This is a genomic window from Sphingobacterium spiritivorum (assembly GCF_016725325.1).
Taxonomy (GTDB): Bacteria; Bacteroidota; Bacteroidia; order Sphingobacteriales; family Sphingobacteriaceae; genus Sphingobacterium.
This window is the reverse complement of sequence record NZ_CP068083.1, coordinates 1,046,387-1,067,921: the sequence shown is the minus strand read 5'-3', so window position 1 is coordinate 1,067,921 and position 21,535 is coordinate 1,046,387. Positions and strand designations below refer to the sequence as shown.

17 protein-coding genes and 1 tRNA gene are annotated in these 21,535 nt (G+C 40.3%); 8 read left to right on the top strand and 10 right to left on the bottom strand.

Going from position 1 to position 21,535, the window contains the following annotated elements:
* Nucleotide 1: 1 nt before the first annotated feature.
* Both I6J02_RS04445 and acs read right to left on the bottom strand, forming a co-directional pair.
* Nucleotides 2-2,311, bottom strand: coding sequence for a putative monovalent cation/H+ antiporter subunit A (locus I6J02_RS04445; protein ID WP_201680624.1), 2,310 nt, complete (start codon nt 2,309-2,311; stop codon nt 2-4).
* 123 nt (nt 2,312-2,434) lie between these two features.
* The gene (gene acs, locus I6J02_RS04440; RefSeq protein ID WP_236582284.1) at nt 2,435-4,351 is read right to left on the bottom strand and encodes an acetate--CoA ligase; all 1,917 of its coding nucleotides are present in this window, start codon (nt 4,349-4,351) and stop codon (nt 2,435-2,437) included.
* A 203-nt stretch (nt 4,352-4,554) separates the two neighbouring features.
* On the opposite strand from acs, the gene I6J02_RS04435 reads away from it, so the two are divergent.
* Nucleotides 4,555-5,424, top strand: coding sequence for a hypothetical protein (locus tag I6J02_RS04435; RefSeq protein WP_201680622.1), 870 nt, complete (start codon nt 4,555-4,557; stop codon nt 5,422-5,424).
* A 3-nt stretch (nt 5,425-5,427) separates the two neighbouring features.
* On the opposite strand, the gene I6J02_RS04430 is transcribed toward I6J02_RS04435, so the two are convergent.
* From I6J02_RS04430 to I6J02_RS04415, 4 genes are all read right to left on the bottom strand, one after another.
* A complete protein-coding gene (locus I6J02_RS04430) occupies nt 5,428-6,357 on the bottom strand; it encodes an NAD(P)-dependent oxidoreductase (protein ID WP_201680621.1) in 930 nt (309 codons plus the stop codon).
* The gene (locus I6J02_RS04425) at nt 6,354-7,514 is read right to left on the bottom strand and encodes an FAD-dependent monooxygenase (RefSeq protein ID WP_201680620.1); all 1,161 of its coding nucleotides are present in this window, start codon (nt 7,512-7,514) and stop codon (nt 6,354-6,356) included. The genes I6J02_RS04430 and I6J02_RS04425 overlap by 4 nt, the downstream gene beginning before the upstream one ends.
* 11 nt (nt 7,515-7,525) lie before the next feature.
* Nucleotides 7,526-8,305, bottom strand: a complete 780-nt coding sequence (gene rsmA, locus I6J02_RS04420) for a 16S rRNA (adenine(1518)-N(6)/adenine(1519)-N(6))-dimethyltransferase RsmA (protein ID WP_201680619.1) — start codon at nt 8,303-8,305, stop codon at nt 7,526-7,528.
* 133 nt (nt 8,306-8,438) lie between these two features.
* A tRNA-Ala gene (locus I6J02_RS04415) sits at nt 8,439-8,515 on the bottom strand.
* Nucleotides 8,516-8,744: 229 nt separating this feature from the next.
* On the opposite strand from I6J02_RS04415, the gene pdxA reads away from it, so the two are divergent.
* From pdxA to miaA, 4 genes are all read left to right on the top strand, one after another.
* Nucleotides 8,745-9,800: a 4-hydroxythreonine-4-phosphate dehydrogenase PdxA gene (pdxA, locus tag I6J02_RS04410; protein ID WP_201680618.1), complete on the top strand. Its 1,056-nt coding sequence runs from the start codon at nt 8,745-8,747 to the stop codon at nt 9,798-9,800.
* 122 nt (nt 9,801-9,922) lie between these two features.
* Nucleotides 9,923-11,341, top strand: coding sequence for a CCA tRNA nucleotidyltransferase (locus I6J02_RS04405; protein WP_201680617.1), 1,419 nt, complete (start codon nt 9,923-9,925; stop codon nt 11,339-11,341).
* Nucleotides 11,342-11,427: 86 nt separating this feature from the next.
* Nucleotides 11,428-12,009, top strand: a complete 582-nt coding sequence (locus tag I6J02_RS04400) for an IS1096 element passenger TnpR family protein (RefSeq protein WP_201680616.1) — start codon at nt 11,428-11,430, stop codon at nt 12,007-12,009.
* Nucleotides 12,010-12,918 (top strand): tRNA (adenosine(37)-N6)-dimethylallyltransferase MiaA, encoded by a 909-nt coding sequence (gene miaA, locus I6J02_RS04395; RefSeq protein ID WP_201680615.1) that lies wholly within the window; start codon nt 12,010-12,012, stop codon nt 12,916-12,918. It abuts the gene before it with no gap.
* Nucleotides 12,919-12,997: 79 nt separating this feature from the next.
* Here miaA and I6J02_RS04390 read toward each other — a convergent pair whose 3' ends face one another.
* The 4 genes from I6J02_RS04390 to recJ all read right to left on the bottom strand — a co-directional run bounded on the left by I6J02_RS04390 (nt 12,998) and on the right by recJ (nt 18,732).
* On the bottom strand, nt 12,998-14,065 hold the full coding sequence (locus tag I6J02_RS04390) for a branched-chain amino acid aminotransferase (RefSeq protein ID WP_201680614.1): 1,068 nt from the start codon (nt 14,063-14,065) through the stop codon (nt 12,998-13,000).
* Nucleotides 14,066-14,718: 653 nt separating this feature from the next.
* Nucleotides 14,719-16,233 (bottom strand): GH3 auxin-responsive promoter family protein, encoded by a 1,515-nt coding sequence (locus I6J02_RS04385; RefSeq protein WP_201680613.1) that lies wholly within the window; start codon nt 16,231-16,233, stop codon nt 14,719-14,721.
* Between the two features lie 24 nt (nt 16,234-16,257).
* On the bottom strand, nt 16,258-16,992 hold the full coding sequence (gene lptB, locus I6J02_RS04380; RefSeq protein ID WP_003000598.1) for an LPS export ABC transporter ATP-binding protein: 735 nt from the start codon (nt 16,990-16,992) through the stop codon (nt 16,258-16,260).
* Nucleotides 16,993-17,031: 39 nt separating this feature from the next.
* Complete coding sequence (recJ, locus tag I6J02_RS04375; protein WP_201680612.1) at nt 17,032-18,732, bottom strand: single-stranded-DNA-specific exonuclease RecJ; 1,701 nt, start codon at nt 18,730-18,732, stop codon at nt 17,032-17,034.
* Nucleotides 18,733-18,846: 114 nt separating this feature from the next.
* On the opposite strand from recJ, the gene I6J02_RS04370 reads away from it, so the two are divergent.
* From I6J02_RS04370 to I6J02_RS04360, 3 genes are all read left to right on the top strand, one after another.
* Nucleotides 18,847-19,626: an MBL fold metallo-hydrolase gene (locus I6J02_RS04370; RefSeq protein ID WP_201680611.1), complete on the top strand. Its 780-nt coding sequence runs from the start codon at nt 18,847-18,849 to the stop codon at nt 19,624-19,626.
* Between the two features lie 155 nt (nt 19,627-19,781).
* Nucleotides 19,782-20,261 (top strand): cation:proton antiporter regulatory subunit, encoded by a 480-nt coding sequence (locus I6J02_RS04365; protein WP_003000595.1) that lies wholly within the window; start codon nt 19,782-19,784, stop codon nt 20,259-20,261.
* A gap of 16 nt (nt 20,262-20,277) precedes the next feature.
* Nucleotides 20,278-21,519: a cation:proton antiporter gene (locus I6J02_RS04360; protein WP_003000594.1), complete on the top strand. Its 1,242-nt coding sequence runs from the start codon at nt 20,278-20,280 to the stop codon at nt 21,517-21,519.
* The last annotated feature ends 16 nt before the right edge of the window (nt 21,520-21,535 follow it).

Genomic DNA, 21,535 nt, shown 5'->3' with positions numbered 1-21,535 from the left:
TCTATTCTTTTTCTGAAGATTTTAACCTTAATTTCAATAAACTGTATACTCCTAAAGCTGCAATGGCCAATACAATAGTTTCAAACATGGTATCGATACCTCTGTAGTCCACCAAAATGACATTTACCACATTCTTACCCTTTGCCATCAGATAGGCATTAGCACCATAAAAATCACTCACTACAGTATCTACAGGTTCCTGTAATACTTTGAGCGCAATCATGGAAAGTAATGCGCCAAAGGAAAGGGCGACTATCGCATCACGGATAAGTACTTTTGGTCCCATATAGTTCATAAATACCGGCAGCTTATAGAGGACCAGAACAAATAGTACGGTAGATAACGTATCGATCGTAAACTGGGTCATAGCGAGATCCGGAGCGCTGTAAATCACAAACAGAAGACAGATACAATACCCGATCACACTCATAGACACAACAGCAGTTAAACGGGATGAAGTGCTGACGACAAGATAAAGGGCTCCGATCAGAATAAGTACTATAGAGACTTCATATATACTTATCGCAGACAATTTGCTGTAATCAATATAAATCGGCCCGCTCAGATATAATTTATAAGCGAGTAAAGCCTCTGCAAACAGAATAATTTTTAAGTGATAGGAACGCAAAAAACCATTATGCAGCGTCTGTGTATAGCGATTTGAAAAGGCCACAAAACCATTTCCAAAACGGGTGAATAAAGTCTGTGGTGCCAGTACATTTAGTTTTTCCACCTTTAATAACTTACTGTTGCTGGGTTTATTCATCAGGTAGAGAAAAGTACCCAATGCTAACGTCAGCAGACTTAGAATAAGAACAGTATTAAAGCCGTGCCATAGTTTCAGATGAACTTCCACGGCACCTCCGAATATACTGGATGCAGTCTGTTGGGTAAGTATATGTCCGATCCATTCCGGATAGATACCCAGCAGCAATCCTAAAACGGCTAATACCAGAGGAGGGATCCACATCGATTTGTAAGGTAAATGAAGATCTTTAAATTGATCCGGAAGTTTTCCTGCAAAAGGTTTTATTCCGGCCATAAATCCGGCTGCAACGAGGCCAATATTCGTGACTACTGCGGCAATTGTTACAAAAAGAGCTAATTGGGTATCGAATTTCAACGTAGCATCATAAATAAGATCTTTGCCTATAAAACCAAGAGTAAGCGGCATTCCGGCACTGGAAAGAGAAGCTAAGAGACCCGCAACAGCTACCGGAAATAAAACTTTTCTTAATCCCTGTAACTTACTGAGGTCCCGTGTGCCGGTTTCGTGATCGATAATCCCCGTAATCAGGAATAACGTTGCCTTATACAAAGCATGTACCAGCAGAAATACTGCAGCGGCTATAATGGCCTCTTTTGTTCCCATGCCTAACAGAAAGGTCAATATGCCTAATGCGGAGATGGTAGAATAGGCCAGCACTCCTTTCATATCTACTCTGAAGAGGGAATGTATAGCGCCGTATAGCATGGTAATACCACCAATGATGAGAAGCGGATAAGTCCAGTATTCCGTGCCCCCCAGAATTGGGAAGAAACGTGCCAGTAAATAAATACCGGCTTTTACCATAGTCGCAGAGTGCAGGTAAGCGGAAACAGGAGTAGGAGCCTTCATGGCTCCCGGTAACCAAAAATGAAAGGGAAATTGCGCTGATTTGGTAAAAGCACCTATAAATATAAGTCCCAGTATAAGCGGATATAAGGGATGCTCTATAATTAAGGATCGCTTATCCACTAATTCAGAAATAGTATAGGTATCTGCAATATTTCCAATTAAAGTAAGTCCGGCCAGTAGAAAGAACCCGCCTAATCCGGTAATGCTGAGTGCCGTCAGCGCACTTTTCCGGGAATCACTTTGCTCATTGTTGAAGCCTATGAGGAAAAAAGAGCTGATACTTGTCAGTTCCCAAAAGATAAACAGCAGGAAAATATTGTCAGAAAGCACCACCCCGAGCATGGCAGCCATAAAAAGGCATAAAAATCCAAAAAAACGGTCAAAATTAGGATAGCCTTTGAGGTAGGAGCGGGCGTACAGGAAAATGGCTGTACCGATCCCTGTAATCAGAAATGTAAAAAGCAGGGATAACCCATCCAGACGAAACTGAAAGTCAACTCCAAGAGACGGTACCCATGAAATGTGCTGCTGAATAATATTTCCATCAGCTATAGCTGCTGTATACTGGAGGAAATATAGAAATAAGATGCAAGGCAAAAAAGCGAGAATAAAACCCCATTTGGATTTCAGAAATCTCCCAAACGGAACAATAAGGCTCGATGTTATTAGTCCTGATAAAACGGCAAATAGCATTTAGTCTTTGTTTTAAAGTATTACTAGGGAAACAAAATACTAAATTTTTGTCGAAAAATCAGGCTTTTATTGGGTTTTTTACAAAAAAGCGAGACAATATTTGTTGTCTCGCTAATTTTTGTACTATTTCTTAAGTTTTTCAGCTCCTTCTACGATTGTCTGGACAATGTTAGGATCCTGTAATGTAGAGATATCCCCAAGGTTGGATACTTCTCCTTCTGCAATTTTTCGAAGGATACGTCTCATGATCTTTCCTGATCTGGTTTTTGGAAGTTCAGGTACAAACTGTATGATATCCGGTTTGGCAATCGCTCCGATGATACGTGTAATAGTCTGTAGAATATCCTGACGAGTACTGTTTTCATCTATATGATGATTTGCAATAACAAATGCATAAATACCTTGCCCTTTGACCGGGTGCGGGTATCCTACAATCGCGGACTCGACCACATCAGAGTGCATATTGATGGCATTTTCTACTTCTGCAGTACCTATTCGGTGCCCCGAAACATTTAACACATCATCAACACGACCTGTAATTTTATAATATCCTTCAGGGCTACGGTAACATCCGTCTCCAGTGAAGTACATATTTTCGTAAGTGGAGAAATAAGTTTGACGACATCTCTCATGATCACCCCATGTTGTACGCAGCATACCCGGCCAAGGGAATTTGATACAAAGATTTCCGGAAACATCATTTCCTTCTATTTCTGTTCCGTTTTCGTCTACCAGCACCGGCTGTACACCCGGTAGCGGCAACATGGCATATCCCGGTATTGTCGGGGAGATACCCGCAATAGGAGTAATGAGGTGCCCTCCATTCTCTGTCTGCCACCAGGTATCTGCGATAGGAGCTTTACCTTTTCCGATTTTATCGTGAAACCAGTGCCACGCCTCTTCATTGATAGGCTCACCTACTGATCCAAGCTTTTTAATAGAAGAAAGATCCTTATTGTCCACAAACTGATCTCCGAAGGCCATCAGTGAACGGATTGCTGTCGGAGCAGTGTATAAAATGTTTACTTTAAACTTGTCTACAATATCCCAGTATCTGCCTGCATCCGGGAATGTAGGAATTCCTTCGAACATTAATGAGGTAGCACCCTGTGATAACGGTCCGTAGACGATGTAAGTATGTCCTGTGATCCAGCCGATATCTGCTGTACAGAAATAAACTTCTCCCGGTTGATACTGGAAAGTATTGGCAAAAGTGTATCCTGCATATACCATGTATCCGCCGGTCGTATGTACCACACCTTTAGGCTTTCCTGTAGATCCGGAAGTGTATAAGATAAATAAGGTATCCTCTGCATCCATTTCTTCTGCAGGACAAGCCGGATTTCCCTGTGTTTCCACTTTTTTGATTTCATCTTCCCACCACACGTCACGTCCTTTGATCATAGAGACCGGTGTACGGGTTCTGGTAAGTACGATTACCCTTTCTACGGACTTACATTGCATCAATGCATCATCTACAATTCTTTTCAGTTCAATGGTTTTATTTCCCCGGAAACTGCCATCAGATGTGACGACCAGTTTACACTCGGCATCTGTAATACGATCTGCAATAGACTGAGCTGAAAATCCTCCGAATACAACAGAGTGAATGGCTCCTATGCGGGCACAGGCCAATACAGCGATAACCAGCTCCGGAACCATCGGCAGATAAATACAGACACGGTCTCCCTTACTGACATTGTTATTCTTAAGAACATTCGCAAATTGCTCTACTTTAGCAAGCAATTGCTTGTATGAAAGGATACGGTGTGCTTCATTCGGATCATTTGGTTCCCAGATAATAGCAGGTTTGTCTCCAAGGTTGTAAATATGACGATCCAGGCAGTTTTCTGTGATATTAACTTTTCCTCCCTCAAACCATTTAATCTTTGGCTCTTTAAAATTCCAGTCCAGCACATTTGTCCATTTACGTTTCCAGAAGAAATTTTCGGCTACCCCCGCCCAGAATTCTTCCGGATTTTCTACACTTTTTTTGTAGACATCCTGATATTCTTCAAATGATTTAATTTGTAGACTCATATTATTTTTTGGTTTATACTTAATTATATTTGTCCACTTATCGGTATCGGACAAATATTTATTCAATTTGTCCATTTTGGATAAATGAAGCACTAATTTACTTTTTTTGCAACGAAATATCAATTTTTAAAACCCTAATGCCGAAATTTATGTGTCCATATAACACAATTGTTATAGGTGCATTAAGAAATAGGCTGAGCCTTATGAAATTTTTCAGACAACTGTTTTACATATCTATATATACCAATCTGCTTATTGCATTGGCAGCGATGGCACAGTGTGCACTGACATATTATGTCTTCAGCCAACCAATGGATTATGCCATTATTCTGGTAGAGGGAGCTGCCACCTTAATGCTTTACAATTTTAGTTTAGTATGGTCCAAGCCCAAAAATCCACTAGAATCCCGATTCGCACGTACCCGATGGGTGTTTGGGAATGAATGGGTGTTATGGCTCAATATAGTTTTAGCAGGAGGAATATTGTTATACTGTCTTTTTCAGATACACTTTAATTCCTTTCTATTCTTGGGTGTTATCGGTCTGCTGAGTGTGTTGTATGGTTTTCCGGTATTTCGATATCAGGGACGCAGAGTAGGGTTAAGACAATTACCAGGAGCAAAAATTTTTCATATTGCCTTAGTGTGGGTCTGTAGCAGTGTTATCCTTCCATATATTGAATTGTTCAGCAGTGGGATTATGATCGATATACAACTGTTAGCAACATTAGCCGTATTAAAATTTCTTTTATTGATTATCTGCACCCTTCCTTTCGATATCCGGGATATTGCACAGGATTCGTATTACCATCTCAAAACCTTGCCCAATATGTTGGGGGAGAAAAAGGCAAAAAGACTGTGCTATACCTTACTTCTTATTCATATTACCTTGATCGCTATTACAGGCTATAGCTCCCCAATTGTGCTGGGGTTGTTACTGACAGATATACTGATTGCCGCTTTTTTGAAATTTTTTGTTTTCCGGAAGGAAGGTCACTATCATTACGCCTACCTGTTGGATCTTAGCCTGATACTACAGTTTGTGCTGGTATTTTTAACTGTAAGCCTGCTCTAATGCTTATTTTAAGAATGCCACTATCTTATCTGCAACGACTGCAGACAGTTTATAATAACTGTCAAAAGTCCATCCCGCAACATGGGGACTAACCAGTACATTGTCCCGGTTCGTCAGATCCTCAAACCAGGGCTGCTCACCAAGGGAAGGGAATTTCTCAACCGGTAGAACATCAAATGCTGCGGCAATGATCCGGCCGCTGTCAAGATTTTTCAATACTGCAGGAATATCAACAATACCCCCTCTGGCACCCATCAAAAAGAAAATTGGCTTTCTGAAGTGGAATAAATACTCCTGATCTACCATACCTTTGGTTTCTCGTGTCAATGGAATATGGAAACTCAACACATCCGCATATTTAACGACTTCTTCCATAGAGACTTCCCTGGCGTATTCGTCCGAAAATCCGGTTTTATATTTGTCATAAGCAATTACATTGACTTCAAATCCGGATAGTTTTTTTGCCATTGCCTGTCCGTTATTACCATACCCGATCAATGCTACAGTTCTGCCTTTCAGTTCATAACCGCGATTTTCTTCACGCAGCCATTGCCTGTTTTTTATCTGCTGATGGCCACGGTTAAGATGGTTCATAAGGCTAAGAAGCATGCCTATCATATGTTCACCTACAGCATCGCGGTTCCCTTCGGGTGCATTGATCAGTATAATATTGCGTGAAACAGCATATGCTTCATCAATATTGTCCATACCTGCCCCTGCGCGGGCAATAAAAGAAAGTCCTGGAGCAAGATCCATAAAAGCCTGATCTACCTGAAATTTTGAACGGATCACAAGTCCAGAGTATTCATTTATTTGCTTTTCAGCTTCAGTTCTTGTGATCTCCGGTTGGTAATCATATGCAATTCCGGCTTCTTTTAATTTTTCCAGTAAAACTTCATGTACGTCATCGACGATTAAAACTTTCGTACTCATCTTTTATTATTTATTTCCATGAAATCAACATTCAATAACTTGTTCAGTTTGTACTGCTGAAGATTTTCCGGAAGAATTTTCATTAAAAAATTACGCGTGGCTATCAGAGCAGGGTTTTGCCATTGTGCAACTTGACCGATAGTCCAGGACGTTTCGGTAATATATCGTGTTCTTGATAATCTTCGTTTTTCGAAATCCAGAAAAGCCTGTGCGATAGTTTTGTCTTTCTTCAGTTCGTCTATAAGTACAGCTACATCCTCAATAGCCTGACAGGCACCTTGCCCCATATTGGGAGTGGTTGCATGTCCGGCATCACCCATTAGCAGTATGTTTCCGAAAGCTAGCTGATTCAATGGTTTGATATCTATAATATCGTTCCATATCAGCTGGCTATTCTCTGTTTCGTTTAATATCTGAGATATGGGATGGTGATAAGAAGCAAAATGTTGTCGCAGATTTTCTATATTCCAGTTTCTGTAAACCGGATTATTAGCTTTTGTATTGATACAGGCATACCAGTAAATTTTGTTTCCCACCAGTGGGGTCATACCGAATCTGCCTTTAGCTCCCCAGGTTTCAGATCCCTTGCCAAGCTGTATGGTCGAATTGTCTATTGTGGCCCGCCAGCAGGTATATCCCGAGTATCGCGGTGCAGAAGAAGGAATCAACTGCTGTCTTAAAGCCGATTTGACACCATCAGCGATCAGCAGATAGTCTGTCTCGACAGTATGTCCATTGTCAAAAGTTAGGATAATCTTTTCCTGATGTTGTTGCAGTTGGACTGCCCGATAACCGAGCAGCAACGATGAAGGTTCTATTTTAGAAAGGAGATATTGATGAAGATCCGCCCGATGGATTGCAAAATTGTCCTGTTTATAGCGTTGCGAAATTGAAGAGGTGTCCGGTGCAACCAGTATCTGTCCTTTTTCATCCAGAATATTATAATCCGGCAGCAGATGCCCGAGAGCCATCACTTCAGTCCGTAGTCCAAGATACTCTAAGGCCTTCATGGCATTTGCCGCAAGACCAAATCCAGCTCCGATTCCTTTTAGTACAGGAGCACCTTCATAAACAGTAGCTTGTATGCCGATTTTCTGCAGACCTATGGCTGCGGTCAATCCGGCTACACCTCCACCAATAATTGTAAAGTGCTTCATAGTACTTTTTTTTAATTCACAGCGGAAATTTCGTTAGTCAATTGGACAAAATCTTCAACAGATAAGCGTTCAGCCCGCAGTTCATACAATGGATTGTCCGACATTTTATCTTTTGGAACAACTCCCGAAAGAGAATTGCGCAGAGTCTTGCGTCGCTGATTGAATCCTGCTTTGACTACTCTCCAGAATAGTTTTTCATCACAATCCAGCTCTTCTCTCTCATTGCGTGTCATGCGGATGACACCGGAAAGCACTTTAGGTGGAGGAGTAAAGGCTCCTGCCTTAACGGTAAACAGGTATTCAACATGATAATAAGCCTGCAGAAATACACTCAGGATACCATATTCTTTACTTCCTGCTTTGGCTGTACAGCGCTCGGCTACTTCTTTTTGAAACATGCCAGTCATTTGGACCACACGTTGCCGTTCATCCAGTATCTTAAAAAGAATCTGAGAGGAAATGTTGTAAGGGAAATTCCCGATTACAGCCATTTTTGGTCCGAAATATTTTGAAAAATCCAATGCTAAGAAATCACCATGAATCAAGCGATCTCCTAATTCCGGATATTTATCTGCTAAAAATTCGATAGATTCATCATCTACGTCAATTAAATAAGTCTGGTATTCGGATTTCTGAAGCAGAAAATCGGATAGTACACCCATTCCCGGACCTACTTCAAGTACTTGTGAAAAGCCCAATTTAGGATCTAAAGCATCCACAATCTTCTGTGCTGCATTTTTGTCGTTTAAAAAGTGTTGTCCTAAATGTTTTTTTGCTCTTACTGTACTCATATTAATCTCTTTGTGACAAAGATAATCATCTTAGGGATGTGATAGGTCAAAAAACGTTTTTATTAATAGGCATAGTAGGGTTGGTTTATACAGAAACAGCCTTTGGCTGATAACCAAAGGCTGTTAAGTAAAGTGGTGGAGATTACCGGATTCGAACCGGTCACCTCTTGCCTGCCAGGCAAGCGCTCTAGCCAAATGAGCTAAACCCCCAATCGAGAGCGTGAAGATTGTAAAATTTTATTACTACTCAAAATTTATTTTAACAAAAGACGGGAAAGATCTGTAAATAGAACAAAAAAGCAGTATGACAGCCATTCTTTCCTGTTAAAATTCTGCTTTAAATAAAACCATTATAAAAATAAAACGTTAGATAACCTGTGTTTTACCCTAAGATTTGACATTATTTTTCATTATTTTTGAAGCATTAAAGTAAATAATTATGCGTGAGAAACTAAAGATTGGGATTTCTATTGGTGATGTTAATGGAGTTGGCCTTGAAGTAATTATCAAGTCATTAATGGATAATCGGGTTTTAGAATTCTTCACTCCGATTGTTTATGGCAATACTAAAGTTGCTTCATTTCACCGTAAAGCTATCGGAATAAACGATTTTAGCTTTAATGTGATCAATGAACCTGATCAGGCAAATCCGAAACGTGCAAATATGATCAACTGCTGGCAGGAAGATGTAAAGATTACACTTGGAGAAGAAAATGAAACTGGCGGTAAATATGCTTTTTTATCATTAGAAAAAGCTGTTGAAGATCTGAATGCGGGTAAAATAGATGCTTTAGTGACTGCTCCGATTAATAAACATAATATCCAGCAGGAAGGATTCCACTTCCCGGGACATACAGAATATCTGCAGGCAAGGACAAATGCGGATGATGTATTGATGTTTATGATCAGTGAAGAGCTTAGGGTAGGAGTAGTGACGGGACATATTCCGGTTCATGAAGTTTCTGCCGCTATTAAAGAAGATGCAATCCTGCATAAATTAAGGATGATGAATGAGAGTCTGAAAACAGACTTTTGGATTCAAAAACCCAAAATTGCGGTGTTAGGGCTTAATCCTCATGCCGGTGATAACGGATTAATAGGTACAGAGGATCGCGATATTATCCGACCTGCAGTAGAAAAGGCGAATGAAGAAGGGATTTTCTGTTTCGGACCTTACCCGGCAGATGGTTTTTTTGCCAGTGACACTTATACCAAATTTGATGCGGTACTAGCTATGTACCATGATCAGGGACTTATTCCGTTCAAACATATTGCATCAAGAACCGGTGTCAATTTTACAGCAGGCTTACCGATTGTGCGGACTTCTCCGGATCATGGTACAGGATATGATATTGCAGGTAAGAATGTCGCATCTCATGATTCCTTTATGGAAGCCATTTTTACAGCTGTCCATATTGTGGAGCGTCGTCGCGAGCAAGCTGAACTAACGGCTAATCCGTTGGCCTTCCGTAAGCTGAGCAAAGACCGCGACTAATATTTTTTGACACTGACTTTATCAATACGCTTCGTAAACAGTCTTGTTTGCCGGGCGTGCTGATTTATAATAAAATTCCTTACTTTTGCAGACTTAATGGTTTTTGAGAACCGTGGCAAGCTATGAGTGACAATTTACAACATCCGATTTTCTCCCTTATCAAAGATTTAGCACAACAAACTAGTACCGAATGCTATGTTATTGGAGGATATGTACGCGACCGAATAATGGGGAGACCATTCAAGAATGATGTGGATATTGTTGTGATAGGAAGTGGAATCGAGTTTGCTGATAAACTAGGAGAGAAGTTGAAAACGAAAGTGACTGTATACAAAAGTTTTGGTACAGCAATGTTAGTGTACGACGGATTGAATATTGAATTTGTAGGCGCGCGCAAAGAGTCCTATCGTTCTGATTCCCGAAAACCAATAGTAGAAAACGGAACGCTGGAAGACGATCAGAATCGCCGTGATTTTACTATCAATGCTATGGCGTATTCATTGAATGCTCATAACTATGGCGCTTTACTTGATCCCTTCAACGGTATAGAAGATATTGCACAGCGTATTATCCGTACACCACTCGCTCCTCATGAAACTTTTTCTGACGATCCGTTAAGAATGATGCGTGCTATTCGTTTTGCCTCTCAGTTAGGGTTCAAGATTGATATTCAAACAATTGAAGCTATATATAATACCCGCGAACGGATCAGCATTATTTCAAAAGAACGGATTACGGATGAGTTGAATAAAATTATTCTGTCAGACAAACCTTCTGTTGGTTTCAAATATCTGTTTGATACAGGACTTCTGGAGCTTGTATTTCCGGCCATGTATCAGTTACATGGCGTGGATATCGTAGAAGGTAAAGGGCATAAAGACAATTTTTACCATACATTGGAAGTCTTGGATAATGTTGCTGAATACAGCGATGATCTGTGGCTGAGATGGGCAGCTATTATGCACGATATTGCAAAGCCTGCCACCAAGCGATTTGATAAAAAACTAGGCTGGACATTTCATGGTCATGAAGATAAAGGTGCCCGAATGGTTCCAAAATTATTTGCAGAACTCAAATTGCCCCTGCATGATAAGATGAAATTCGTTCAAAAACTGGTGCTTCTGCATTTACGTCCTATCGTTTTGGCCAAAGATATTGTTACAGATTCTGCGGTAAGACGTCTGTTGTTCGAAGCAGGGAATGATATCGATGCGCTCATGCTCCTATGTCATGCAGATGTGACAACAAAGAATGAGTACAAGAAGAAAAAGTACAGAGAAAACTTTGAACTTGTGAAGCAAAAACTCAAAGATGTCGAGGAACGCGATCAGATCCGCAACTGGCAGCCACCAATTACCGGGGAAGATATCATGACCGTGTTCAATCTGGGACCGGGTAGAGAAGTAGGGAAAATCAAGAATGCAATCCGGGAAGCGATATTAGAGGGAGATATTACGAATTCGAAAGAGCAGGCTTATTATTTTATGCTGGAGCAGGCAAAACAGATGGGATTGGAAGCTAAGCGTAAGCTAGTACTATAATCTCATTTTTATTCAGAGAAATAAAATTGTAATTTTAGACTGCAATTCAATATAATAAAAATTAAAGATTTCACATAGTTAGAGCAATGGCCATATACAGATTTAAAGTTACATTTGAAGACTACGAAGATGTTTATCGTGAGATTGATATGCTTTCAAAGCAGAGCTTTCTGGATTTACATAATGCAATACACAAAACCACGACTTACGAGACAGAGGTTTCATCTTCATTTTATGTCAGTAATGATCAATGGAAAAAGGGAACTGAAATCGCCCTTCTTCCTTCAGAAAGAAAGATTAGTGCAGATGTATTGTTGATGGAGAATATCCGCCTGAGTAAATTTATAGATGATCCTCATCAAAAATTTTATTATGTCTACAATTTTGACCGCCCGTACGACTTTCATGTTGAGTTAATCAAGATTCTGAAAGAGGAAGACGGAAAAGAATATCCGGTCGTATTCAAAACAGTGGGAGCAGCCCCTAAGCCATTAGGTGCTTTTGCAGCCCCTACTACTCCGTTGGATGAGGATGATGATACCGCAGATTATGAAGAAGAAACACAATATGGAGTAGATGAAGAAGACGACTACGACATGTTTGACGATGAAGAAAGTGAAGAAGGCGGAGAAGAAAAAGGCTCTTCAGGAGTCGAAGACGAATACTAAGTGAAACAAAAGACATTAATAGCCATAGTCGGTCCTACCGCAGTCGGGAAGACAGCTATGGCTATACAAATTGCACAATATTACAGGACGGAGATCCTCTCCGCAGACTCCAGGCAATTTTATAAAGAAATGTGTATAGGTACAGCTAAGCCTTCTAAAGAAGAGCTTGCAAGTGTACCTCATCATTTTGTGGATTCTCATTCCATCAGTGAAGAATACTCTGCAGGAGATTTTGAAAGAGATGCACTTGCTAAACTCGAAGAACTGTTTGTACATCACGATGTTGTCGTGCTGGTCGGAGGTTCGGGATTGTTTGTGAGGGCTGTATGTGAAGGTCTTGACAATCTTCCTAAACCTCTTCCCGGGATTCGGGAGGCGCTGAATGAGCGGTTGGATAGAGAAGGTATCGCAGTCCTGCAGGACTACCTTCAAGAGGTAGACCCTGTATATTTTTCTGAAGTAGATATTGACAATTCACAACGTGTTATTCGTGCGCTGGAGGTATATGAAAGTACAGGGAAGCCATTTTCTTTCTACCGTCAGCATACTGTTGCGAAGCGTCCCTTTAACATTATTACAGTTGCTCTGAATACCGACCGTGCAAAATTGTATAACCGTATTAATAAACGTGTAGAGCTGATGATGCAGGCAGGATTGGTAGAAGAAGTGAAAGGATTGATGCCTTACAGAGATAAACCCGCTTTGTTAACTGTTGGCTATGCAGAGATATTCGATTACCTGGCTTGTAAGATCTCATTGGAGGAAGCTGTTGATAAGATAAAGCAAAACTCCAGACGGTATGCCAAACGTCAGATTACATGGTTTAAGAAGGATACCGGCACGAGATGGTTTGAACCGGATGATCAGGAAGGAATTATCAGTTATACAGATTCTTTAGTGTCCCGGTAAAAGTTGATACGAATCTGAATTAAAAATAAAAGGGAGAAATCATTGATTTCTCCCTTTTATTTTATCTGCTGTATGATGCTTAAACAATCAGATTCCAGCCAAACGGATCTTCAATTTTTCCATAGCGAAGATCATTCAGATAGCTCAGTACCTTGTTTGAAAACTCACGATTCTCAACCGCAGGCAGTTCATACAATTCACCGTTAAATCCGATAGTAGATATAGGTGTTAAAGTAGCAGCTGTTCCTGCAGCGAATGCATCCGTAACGATTCCTTCTTTGATTCCGTCAATCAATTCCTGTACAGAGACATGGCGTTGTTCTGCTTTATATCCCCAGTGTTGAGCCAGTTCAATGATAGTACGTCTTGTCACTCCATGTAAGATAGTGTCATCATGAGGAGTGATAATGGTATCACCTATACGGAATACCAGATTCGCCGTACCCGCTTCTTCAATATATTTATGTTCTTTGGCATCTGTCCAGATTAACTGATCAAAGCCTTCATCATTTGCCAGGCGTGTAGGATAAAGAGATAATGCATAGTTACCGGCATTTTTTGAAAATCCCACACCACCCTGTGCTGCACGGGTATAATGAGTCTCTACCTTTAACTTTAGAGGTTTATTATAGTATGCTCCTACCGGACAAGTAATAATAATGAATTTATATGTCGCAGAAGGATGAACACCTAATGCCGCTTCAGTACCAAACATAAAAGGTCTGATGTAAAGGGAAGTTCCTTCTACATTCGGCACCCAGTTTTTGTCAACTTGTAACAGTTTCTTTAATCCACCTATAAAGATTTCTTCCGGTACTTCCGGCATCTCCAGTCTGGCTGCTGATTTATTGAAGCGTTCCAGGTTCTTTTCCGGACGGAAAATACTGACCGTTCCGTCTTCAAATTTATAGGCTTTGATTCCTTCAAAAATAGCTTGTCCGTAATGTAATGCAGACATGGAAGGGCTAATAGTCAGGTCTCCGAATGGGACGACACTCACATCTGTCCATTCTCCGTTTTCATATTCAGCCACCAACATGTGGTCTGAAAAATATTTTCCAAATTTTAGATTGTTAAAATCTACCTGCGAGAGTCTTGATTGTTGCGTTGGCTCTACGCGAATGGAATGTGTTTCTGTCGCGCTCATCTTTAAAATTTATTTCTTAGGCTAATGTAAGGAAAAGAAACACAGGATGAAAGTTCTGGCTCTGAATTTTTTGAGAATGAAAAGAACTACAGGCTCTGGATTTAATGTTCAGATTTAAAAATATTACTTTTTTAAAAACAAAACCCCGATCTCCGTTGTTACATTTCAGCATAGCAGGTGCTGAGTTTTCGGAGTCCGCTTGTTTTGCAGAAGATCAGTCTGATTGATCTGAACTATAACATCAATTATTAATGCCAAATATTTCATCTATGAAAAACAATTCAGGTAATAAAATAGAGCAGGTCGGGATGATCAGGTTTATTTTAGGATTTTTTGTATACCTCTATCGGGTAGCTATAAAACCTTAATCAGCTGTGTCAGGTTTCCCAAACTGACAGAGCAGAAATTGAACATTTCTTATCTAACTTTTTTGAACGAAAATGAAATTAATCTTGTATAATAGATTAAATGTTTATTTTTGGTTGTAACCTATTGATAACTAATATGGTAAATCGGGAAAATAGTCGGAGGGATGCTCGGGATATAGAGCTTTCCTTTAGAGATTCGCCTATCAGGAGTACAGTTCTGATATTGAAATTTATATATGGTTTTTTAACCTATCTGGTTGCTGTCATTTTCAGACGAGCCTGAGGTTATTTCCCCATTAACTTCAGTATAGGCTCCAGATATTCTCTGTTATTGGATAATCGGGGTACTTTATTCTGTCCACCAAGTTTATCTCTTGATTTCATCCACCCGAAAAAGGTGTGTTCAGGGGCATTATGGATAATCGGGAAAGCTAAAGCCATGTTTTTGAATCTTTTGGCCTCATAATCCGAGTTGACAGATTTTAATGTATCGTCCAGAATCTGACAGAAGTGCTCGAAGTTGTCGGGTTGTTGTTCGAATTCAATAATCCACTCATGTGCTCCCGCTTCTCCGTCTTTGAAATACACCGGTCCGGCTGTATAATCTTTTACAATAGCATGTGTCCGTTCGCAGGCTTTATTGACAGCCATTTCTGCATTATCAACGATGACTTCTTCTCCGAATGTATTAATGTATTGCTTTGTTCTGCCCGATACTTGTATACGATATGGAGAAAGATCCGTAAACTTGATCGTGTCTCCGATCATATATCTCCACAATCCCGCATTGGTAGAAATAATCAATGCATAGTTTTTTCCGATCTCGACCTGATCCAGACTTAGGGTCTTCGGATGTTCATCATGCAGATTCTCAATAGGTAAAAATTCGTAGTAAACCCCGTAATCTAACATCAGTAGCAGATCATCCGAATCAGAACGATCCTGAAGAGCAAAATAGCCTTCAGAAGCATTGTAATTCTCAAGATAATACATGCTCTCTGAAGGTATCAGTTTTTTGAACTGTTCACGATACGGTTTGAAACTGACTCCGCCGTGGCTGTAAAATTCAAGATTAGGCCAGACTTCCAGTAAATTGTTCTTTCCTGTGATTTCCAGTATTCTTTTTGCCATGACTACATTCCAGGTCGGAACTCCGGCCAGACTGGTTACATTTTCCTTAATTGTGATATTGGCGATATTTTCAATTTTTTCTTCAAAATTAGGATTAAGAGTCACCTCTGTATTCGGGGTTCGCTTGAACTCTGCCCAGAATGGAAGATTTCGAATCAGAATAGAGGACAGATCTCCGTAGTAGGAATCTGAGTTGAAGCTGTTAATCTGAGAGCTGCCTCCCAATACTACTGATTTGCCGGTGAAAAGTTTGTTTTCGGGTCTGTTGTGGCAATAGATAGAAAGCATATCTTTTCCTCCCTGATAGTGACATTCTTCCAGCGCTTCTTCACTGACGGGGATAAATTTACTTTTATCGGCTGTAGTACCTGAAGATTTTGCAAACCACTTAATATCAGATGGCCAAAGGATATTCTGTTCTCCTTTAATCATCCGGTCTACATAACCTTTAATCGAATCATAATCCTGGATAGGAACTCTTTCCTTAAACTCCTCAGGGGTAAGAATACTTTTATAATCATATTTCTTGCCCCATTCAGTTGCTTCGGCAGTTGATATCAGACTCTGAAACCACTCTTCCTGTACTTCATGCGGGTATTTGATGAAAAGGTCTATCTGATGCATCCTTTTCTTTAAAAACCAGGTGAAGAGTGAATTTAGTAATGCCATAGTCTATATCAGCGATTTAGAATATTATAGTTTTTTTCTTCTGAGCTCGAAATGACGGCCGAGGTAGAATTTACGGGCCAGTTCGTTATCTGCGATTTCTTCCGGTGTACCGGTTAACATAATCTTTCCTTCCGTCAGTAGATAAGCTCTGTCCGTGATGGACAATGTCTCCTGAACATTGTGGTCAGTAATCAGAATTCCGATATTCCGGGTTTTTAATTTGGAGACAATCGTTTGGATTTCTTCCACGGCTATAGGATCTACCCCTGCAAAAGGCTCATCCAGCAGGATAAATGATGGATTAGCCGCTAAAGCACGGGCAATCTCAGTTCGCCGGCGCTCTCCTCCGGACAACAGGTCTCCTCTGTTTTTGCGGACACGGTGCAGACTGAACTCCGAAAGAAGTTCTTCCAGTTTCGCCAGACGCTCTTCCTTATTGGGGTAATGGATCTCCAGGACAGCCAGAATATTATTTTCTACAGACAGCTTTCGGAATACAGAAGCTTCCTGAGCGAGATAGCCAATTCCTTTTTGCGCACGCTGATACATGGCATCACTTGTGATTTCCTGATCGTCCAAAAATACATGACCTTCATTGGGTTTTATCAGCCCCACAATCATATAAAAAGAGGTGGTCTTTCCGGCTCCGTTCGGGCCTAATAAACCAACGATTTCACCTTGTTCCACATGAAAAGAAACATCATTAACAACGACACGTTGCTTATACTTCTTGATAAGATGTTCTGCTTTTAAGATCATGAATGTATGTATTTCAAAACTGATGCTTTACAAATATATTTAATATCGTATTGCTTTTATATTTAATTGCAAATTCTTCTTGCCCCTCCAGTTATTCTCTTCAATGACGTAGCAGATATCAAACGGTTTTCCGCTATTGATATGCGCAATATGTTCGGCTAATCCAAAGCCTATACAATCAAAGGCTGCCGAATCTTCCTGACGAATGGTCATTTTGATATGGTTGGTTCCTACAAGATACGCATTTCCGATGACAACCACTTTTTTAGTCAGAAAGATAGGAGCGTCATTTTGAGGCCCGAAAGGTTCAAATTGCTTTAAGATTTTGAAGAATCGGGATGTTATTTCCGATAATGGAATGGTAAGTTCGATCAGCACCTCCTGTTGCAGCATTTCAGGTTTAATAAGCGTATTAACAACGTCTTCAAATTTTTGCTGAAAAGAGCTGACATTTTCCAGCTTCATCGTCAGTCCGGCAGCGTATTTATGTCCTCCAAACTGATCCAGCAGCTCACTGCATTCACTTAAAGCTTCATACAGGTCAAATCCGATGACCGATCGCGCAGATCCGGCAACATGTCCGTTGGTCTGTGTCAGAATAATAGTAGGTCTGTAGTATTTTTCAGTAAGACGGGAAGCGACGATACCTATCACACCTTTGTGCCAGTCTGATTTGAACAATACCGTCGATTTGCGGGCTTTTAGATTTTCACTTTCATCGATCAGGGCTAATGCTTCTTCCGTAATTCTGAGATCAAAATCCTTTCGGACATTGTTTTGATCGTCAATGCTTTCGGAGAAATCTTTTGCCTCCTGCAGCGATTTAGATATAAGGAGTTTAACTGCATCCTTGGCGTGATCTATTCTTCCGGCTGCATTGATACGCGGCCCGATTTGAAAAACAATATCATTGACGGTAAAAGTCCCTGTTTTATTAGAGGACAGATTGATCAATGCCTGTAATCCACAGCAAGGATTGGTGTTGAGCTTCTGCAATCCGAAATGCGTCAATATCCTGTTTTCACCTGTGATAGGCACAATATCTGAAGCAATACTGACGGCTACCAAATCCAGAAACTGATAACACTGCTGGATATCCATTCCGTTTTTCTGGATAAAAGCCTGAATGATCTTGAATCCTATCCCACATCCGGAAAGCTCCTTGTAAGGATAAGGGCAATCCTCCCGTTTGGGATCCAGCACTGCAATTGCATTCGGAAGAACATCTCCAGGTAAATGGTGGTCTCCTATAATAAAATCAACATTTCTGGCATTCGCATAATCGATTTTATCATTAGCTTTGATGCCGCAATCTAAAGCTATAATTAAAGAAAATCCGTTCTCGGCCGCATAGTCAACGCCCTGCATGGATATACCATATCCTTCGGCATATCGATCCGGAATATAAAACTCTATACGGGAATGAAATTCTCTGAAAAAATTATAAACGACGGCTACTGCGGTTGTACCGTCAACATCATAATCTCCATAAATCAGAATTTTTTCATTATTACCGATCGCTTTTTCAATGCGGGAGATGGCGATGTCCATGTCTTTCATCAGGAAAGGATCATGAAGCTCTTCTAAAGATGGTCTGAAAAAGGTACGTGCCTGATCGAACGTTTCGATTTCACGGGCGATAAGCAATTCGGAAAGTACAGTACTGATACCTAATTCATCACTCAGTTTTATGACTTTGTTATGTTCAGATTTAGACTTCAGTACCCACCTTTTTTGCATATCTTTGCCTTGATTTAACGTGTAAATATACGTTTTGAAATGCTACTTACCTAATCTTTGGACAGTAACTCAAAATGTTAAAATCATAACTCCCATATTTCCAAGTATATAAATATGATACAGGCAAATTCGCTTTTTGAAGGCTCTTTTTCAGTTGATTCCTCTAAAAAATTTATTCCGTTTGATAAAAATAAAGACGATCCCAAAGACAGACCGGGATCTATGTTTGTACATGTTCATCCCTTTCTGATTGAGTCTTCAGCAGGCTTGATTTTGTGTGATGCGGGATTGGGACAGACAGACAATGCCGGAAATCTGATTATTCATAATAATATACGCAGACTTGGTTTTGAACCATCAGACGTAAAATTTGTACTGATGTCCCATCTTCATAAGGATCATACAGGTGGCATGGTTGAATTTAAGGATGGTGTCGGACGGATTGCATTCCCTGAGGCCGAGTATATTGTGCAGCGTGGAGAATGGGAAGATGCCTTTAGCGGGAATTCTTCATCTTACAAGACGGATATCTTTGATGTGATTCAACGTAGCGGAAATCTGGTACTGGTAGAAGGAGACGGAATCGTGAATAATGAAATCAGTTATGAGCGAAATGGAGGACATACCCCTCATCATCAGGTTTTTCATATTGAAACGGGTGGTGAACATTATTTCTTTGGTGGTGATGTACTTCCTGAGCCTGAAGAAATATTTCATAATTATATAGCAAAATATGATTATGATGGCAGGAAAGCAAAAGATTTGCGTCAGGAATATTGGGAAGAAGGTGCTCCGAACGATTGGGTATTTCTGTTTTATCACTCCAAGAGCATAGCAGTAGGAAGAAGTCAGCAGAAAGAAGACGGTACCTACAAACTGGTGGAAGCCAGATAAGCGGTTTTATCCATAATAGGGTCATTTTGGTGTTTTTCAGGGTGATCCTGCACTATTTATCTTTAATTTTAAGCATTTTTTGGTTATATTTGTAATAAACGGGTCTTAAGTAAATGCCGTTTTATTACTTTTTTTTATCCCTAATCATTTACATTATGTCAATTGTAAGAGAATCTGATCTTATTGGTATTGGTAAAAAGTATCAAATAGAAACGGATGCTGGAGACAGTATGGTTGTAGTTATTCATGATGATGGTCGAAGAGAACTTTATCGTTATGATGCGGAAGAGAATGAGTCTCGCTGTGTGATGACCCTTACCGATGAAGAGTCAAGACAGGTTGCTGGTATTATAGGAGGATTATCCTACAAACCTAAGGCTTTAGAGACTATCGAAGTCGCATTAGATGACTTGATAATAGAATGGTACAAGGTCGTAGGGACAGATGTAAGCTGTAATAAAACAATCGGTGAACTGGCTGTTCGTAAAAATACAGGTGCCAGTATTATTGCGGGTATCAGAGATACGGATACAGTTATTAATCCGGGACCCGATTATGAAATCAGTCCGGGCACTACGTTGGTTATTGCCGGAAAACGGAGTAATATCAAAGCACTTAAAGAAATCCTACATTAATCACTAAATTCACTCTATGCTATCTACTACCCTTATTTTAGAAATCGGTATCGCTGTTGGTCTTGTTGCAATTGTTGGTTTTATTGCAAACAAGTTGAAGTTCTCGGTTATACCTTTTTTTATATTGATAGGGATGGTATTAGGGCAGCATGCTCCGCAGTTTGGAATAGTAGATCTGACATTCACCGAAAGTAAGCCCTTTATTGATTTCATGGGACGTCTTGGTGTATTGTTTCTCTTGTTTTATCTGGGCTTGGAATTTTCTGTCGGGAGATTGATCAAGTCGGGCAAATCTATTGTTACAGGAGGGACAGTATATGTACTGCTGAATTTTGTATCGGGATTGCTTATAGGATGGCTGATGGATATGCCTTTCAAAGAGACAATGGTTCTTTGCGGGATTATGACTAGCTCATCTACTGCTATTGTCGCAAAAGTATTGACGGATCTGAAACGTACCGCCAATCCGGAGACGGAGGTTATTATGGGTATGATCATGTTTGATGATCTGTTTATAGCCATGCATATCTCGTTTCTTTCGGGGTTGATTCTAACAGGAAGTAGCTCATTCTGGACTGTAGCCGGCACTTCACTGCTGGCGCTGGGTTTTATTCTGGTGTTCCTCATTGTAGGGCGTAAGCTTGTGCCTGCCATTGATAAGTTGTTACAGGTAAAGTCCTCTGAATTATTTATCCTGCTCATCTTTGCATTACTGTTTTTGGTTGCGGGATTTTCAGAAACGATCCACGTTGCAGAAGCTATCGGTGCATTAATGGCCGGATTGGTACTGGCAGATTCACAATACATCAAGAAAATCGAAGCTATGGTGTTGCCTTATAAGGATTTCTTTGGGGCGATGTTCTTCTTTAGTTTTGGATTGTCGATAGATATGATGTCGCTGGGCGGAGCGGTGATGTGGGCTGCGATAGCAGCAGTTGTTACGATAGCGGGCAACTTGGTTTCCGGATATTTTGCTTCTAAATTTTCCGGAATGAAACCACGTGTTTCTTTCGATATTGGTTTTACCTTATCTGCAAGAGGAGAGTTCTCTATTATTATGGCGAATATAGGTAAAGCAGGCGGATTACTGCCCGTTCTGCAGTCTTTTGTAGTTGTTTATGTACTGATCTTATCCATAGTTTCTCCTTTGTTTACAAAAGAATCCAGAAACATATGGAACAAACTGTTTGGTAAGGATCAGATACAGGCTAAGCCAGTCAAGAAACTAAGTGATCTGGAAGGGAATCAGGAGGCATAAGACAATTTGTCTTATG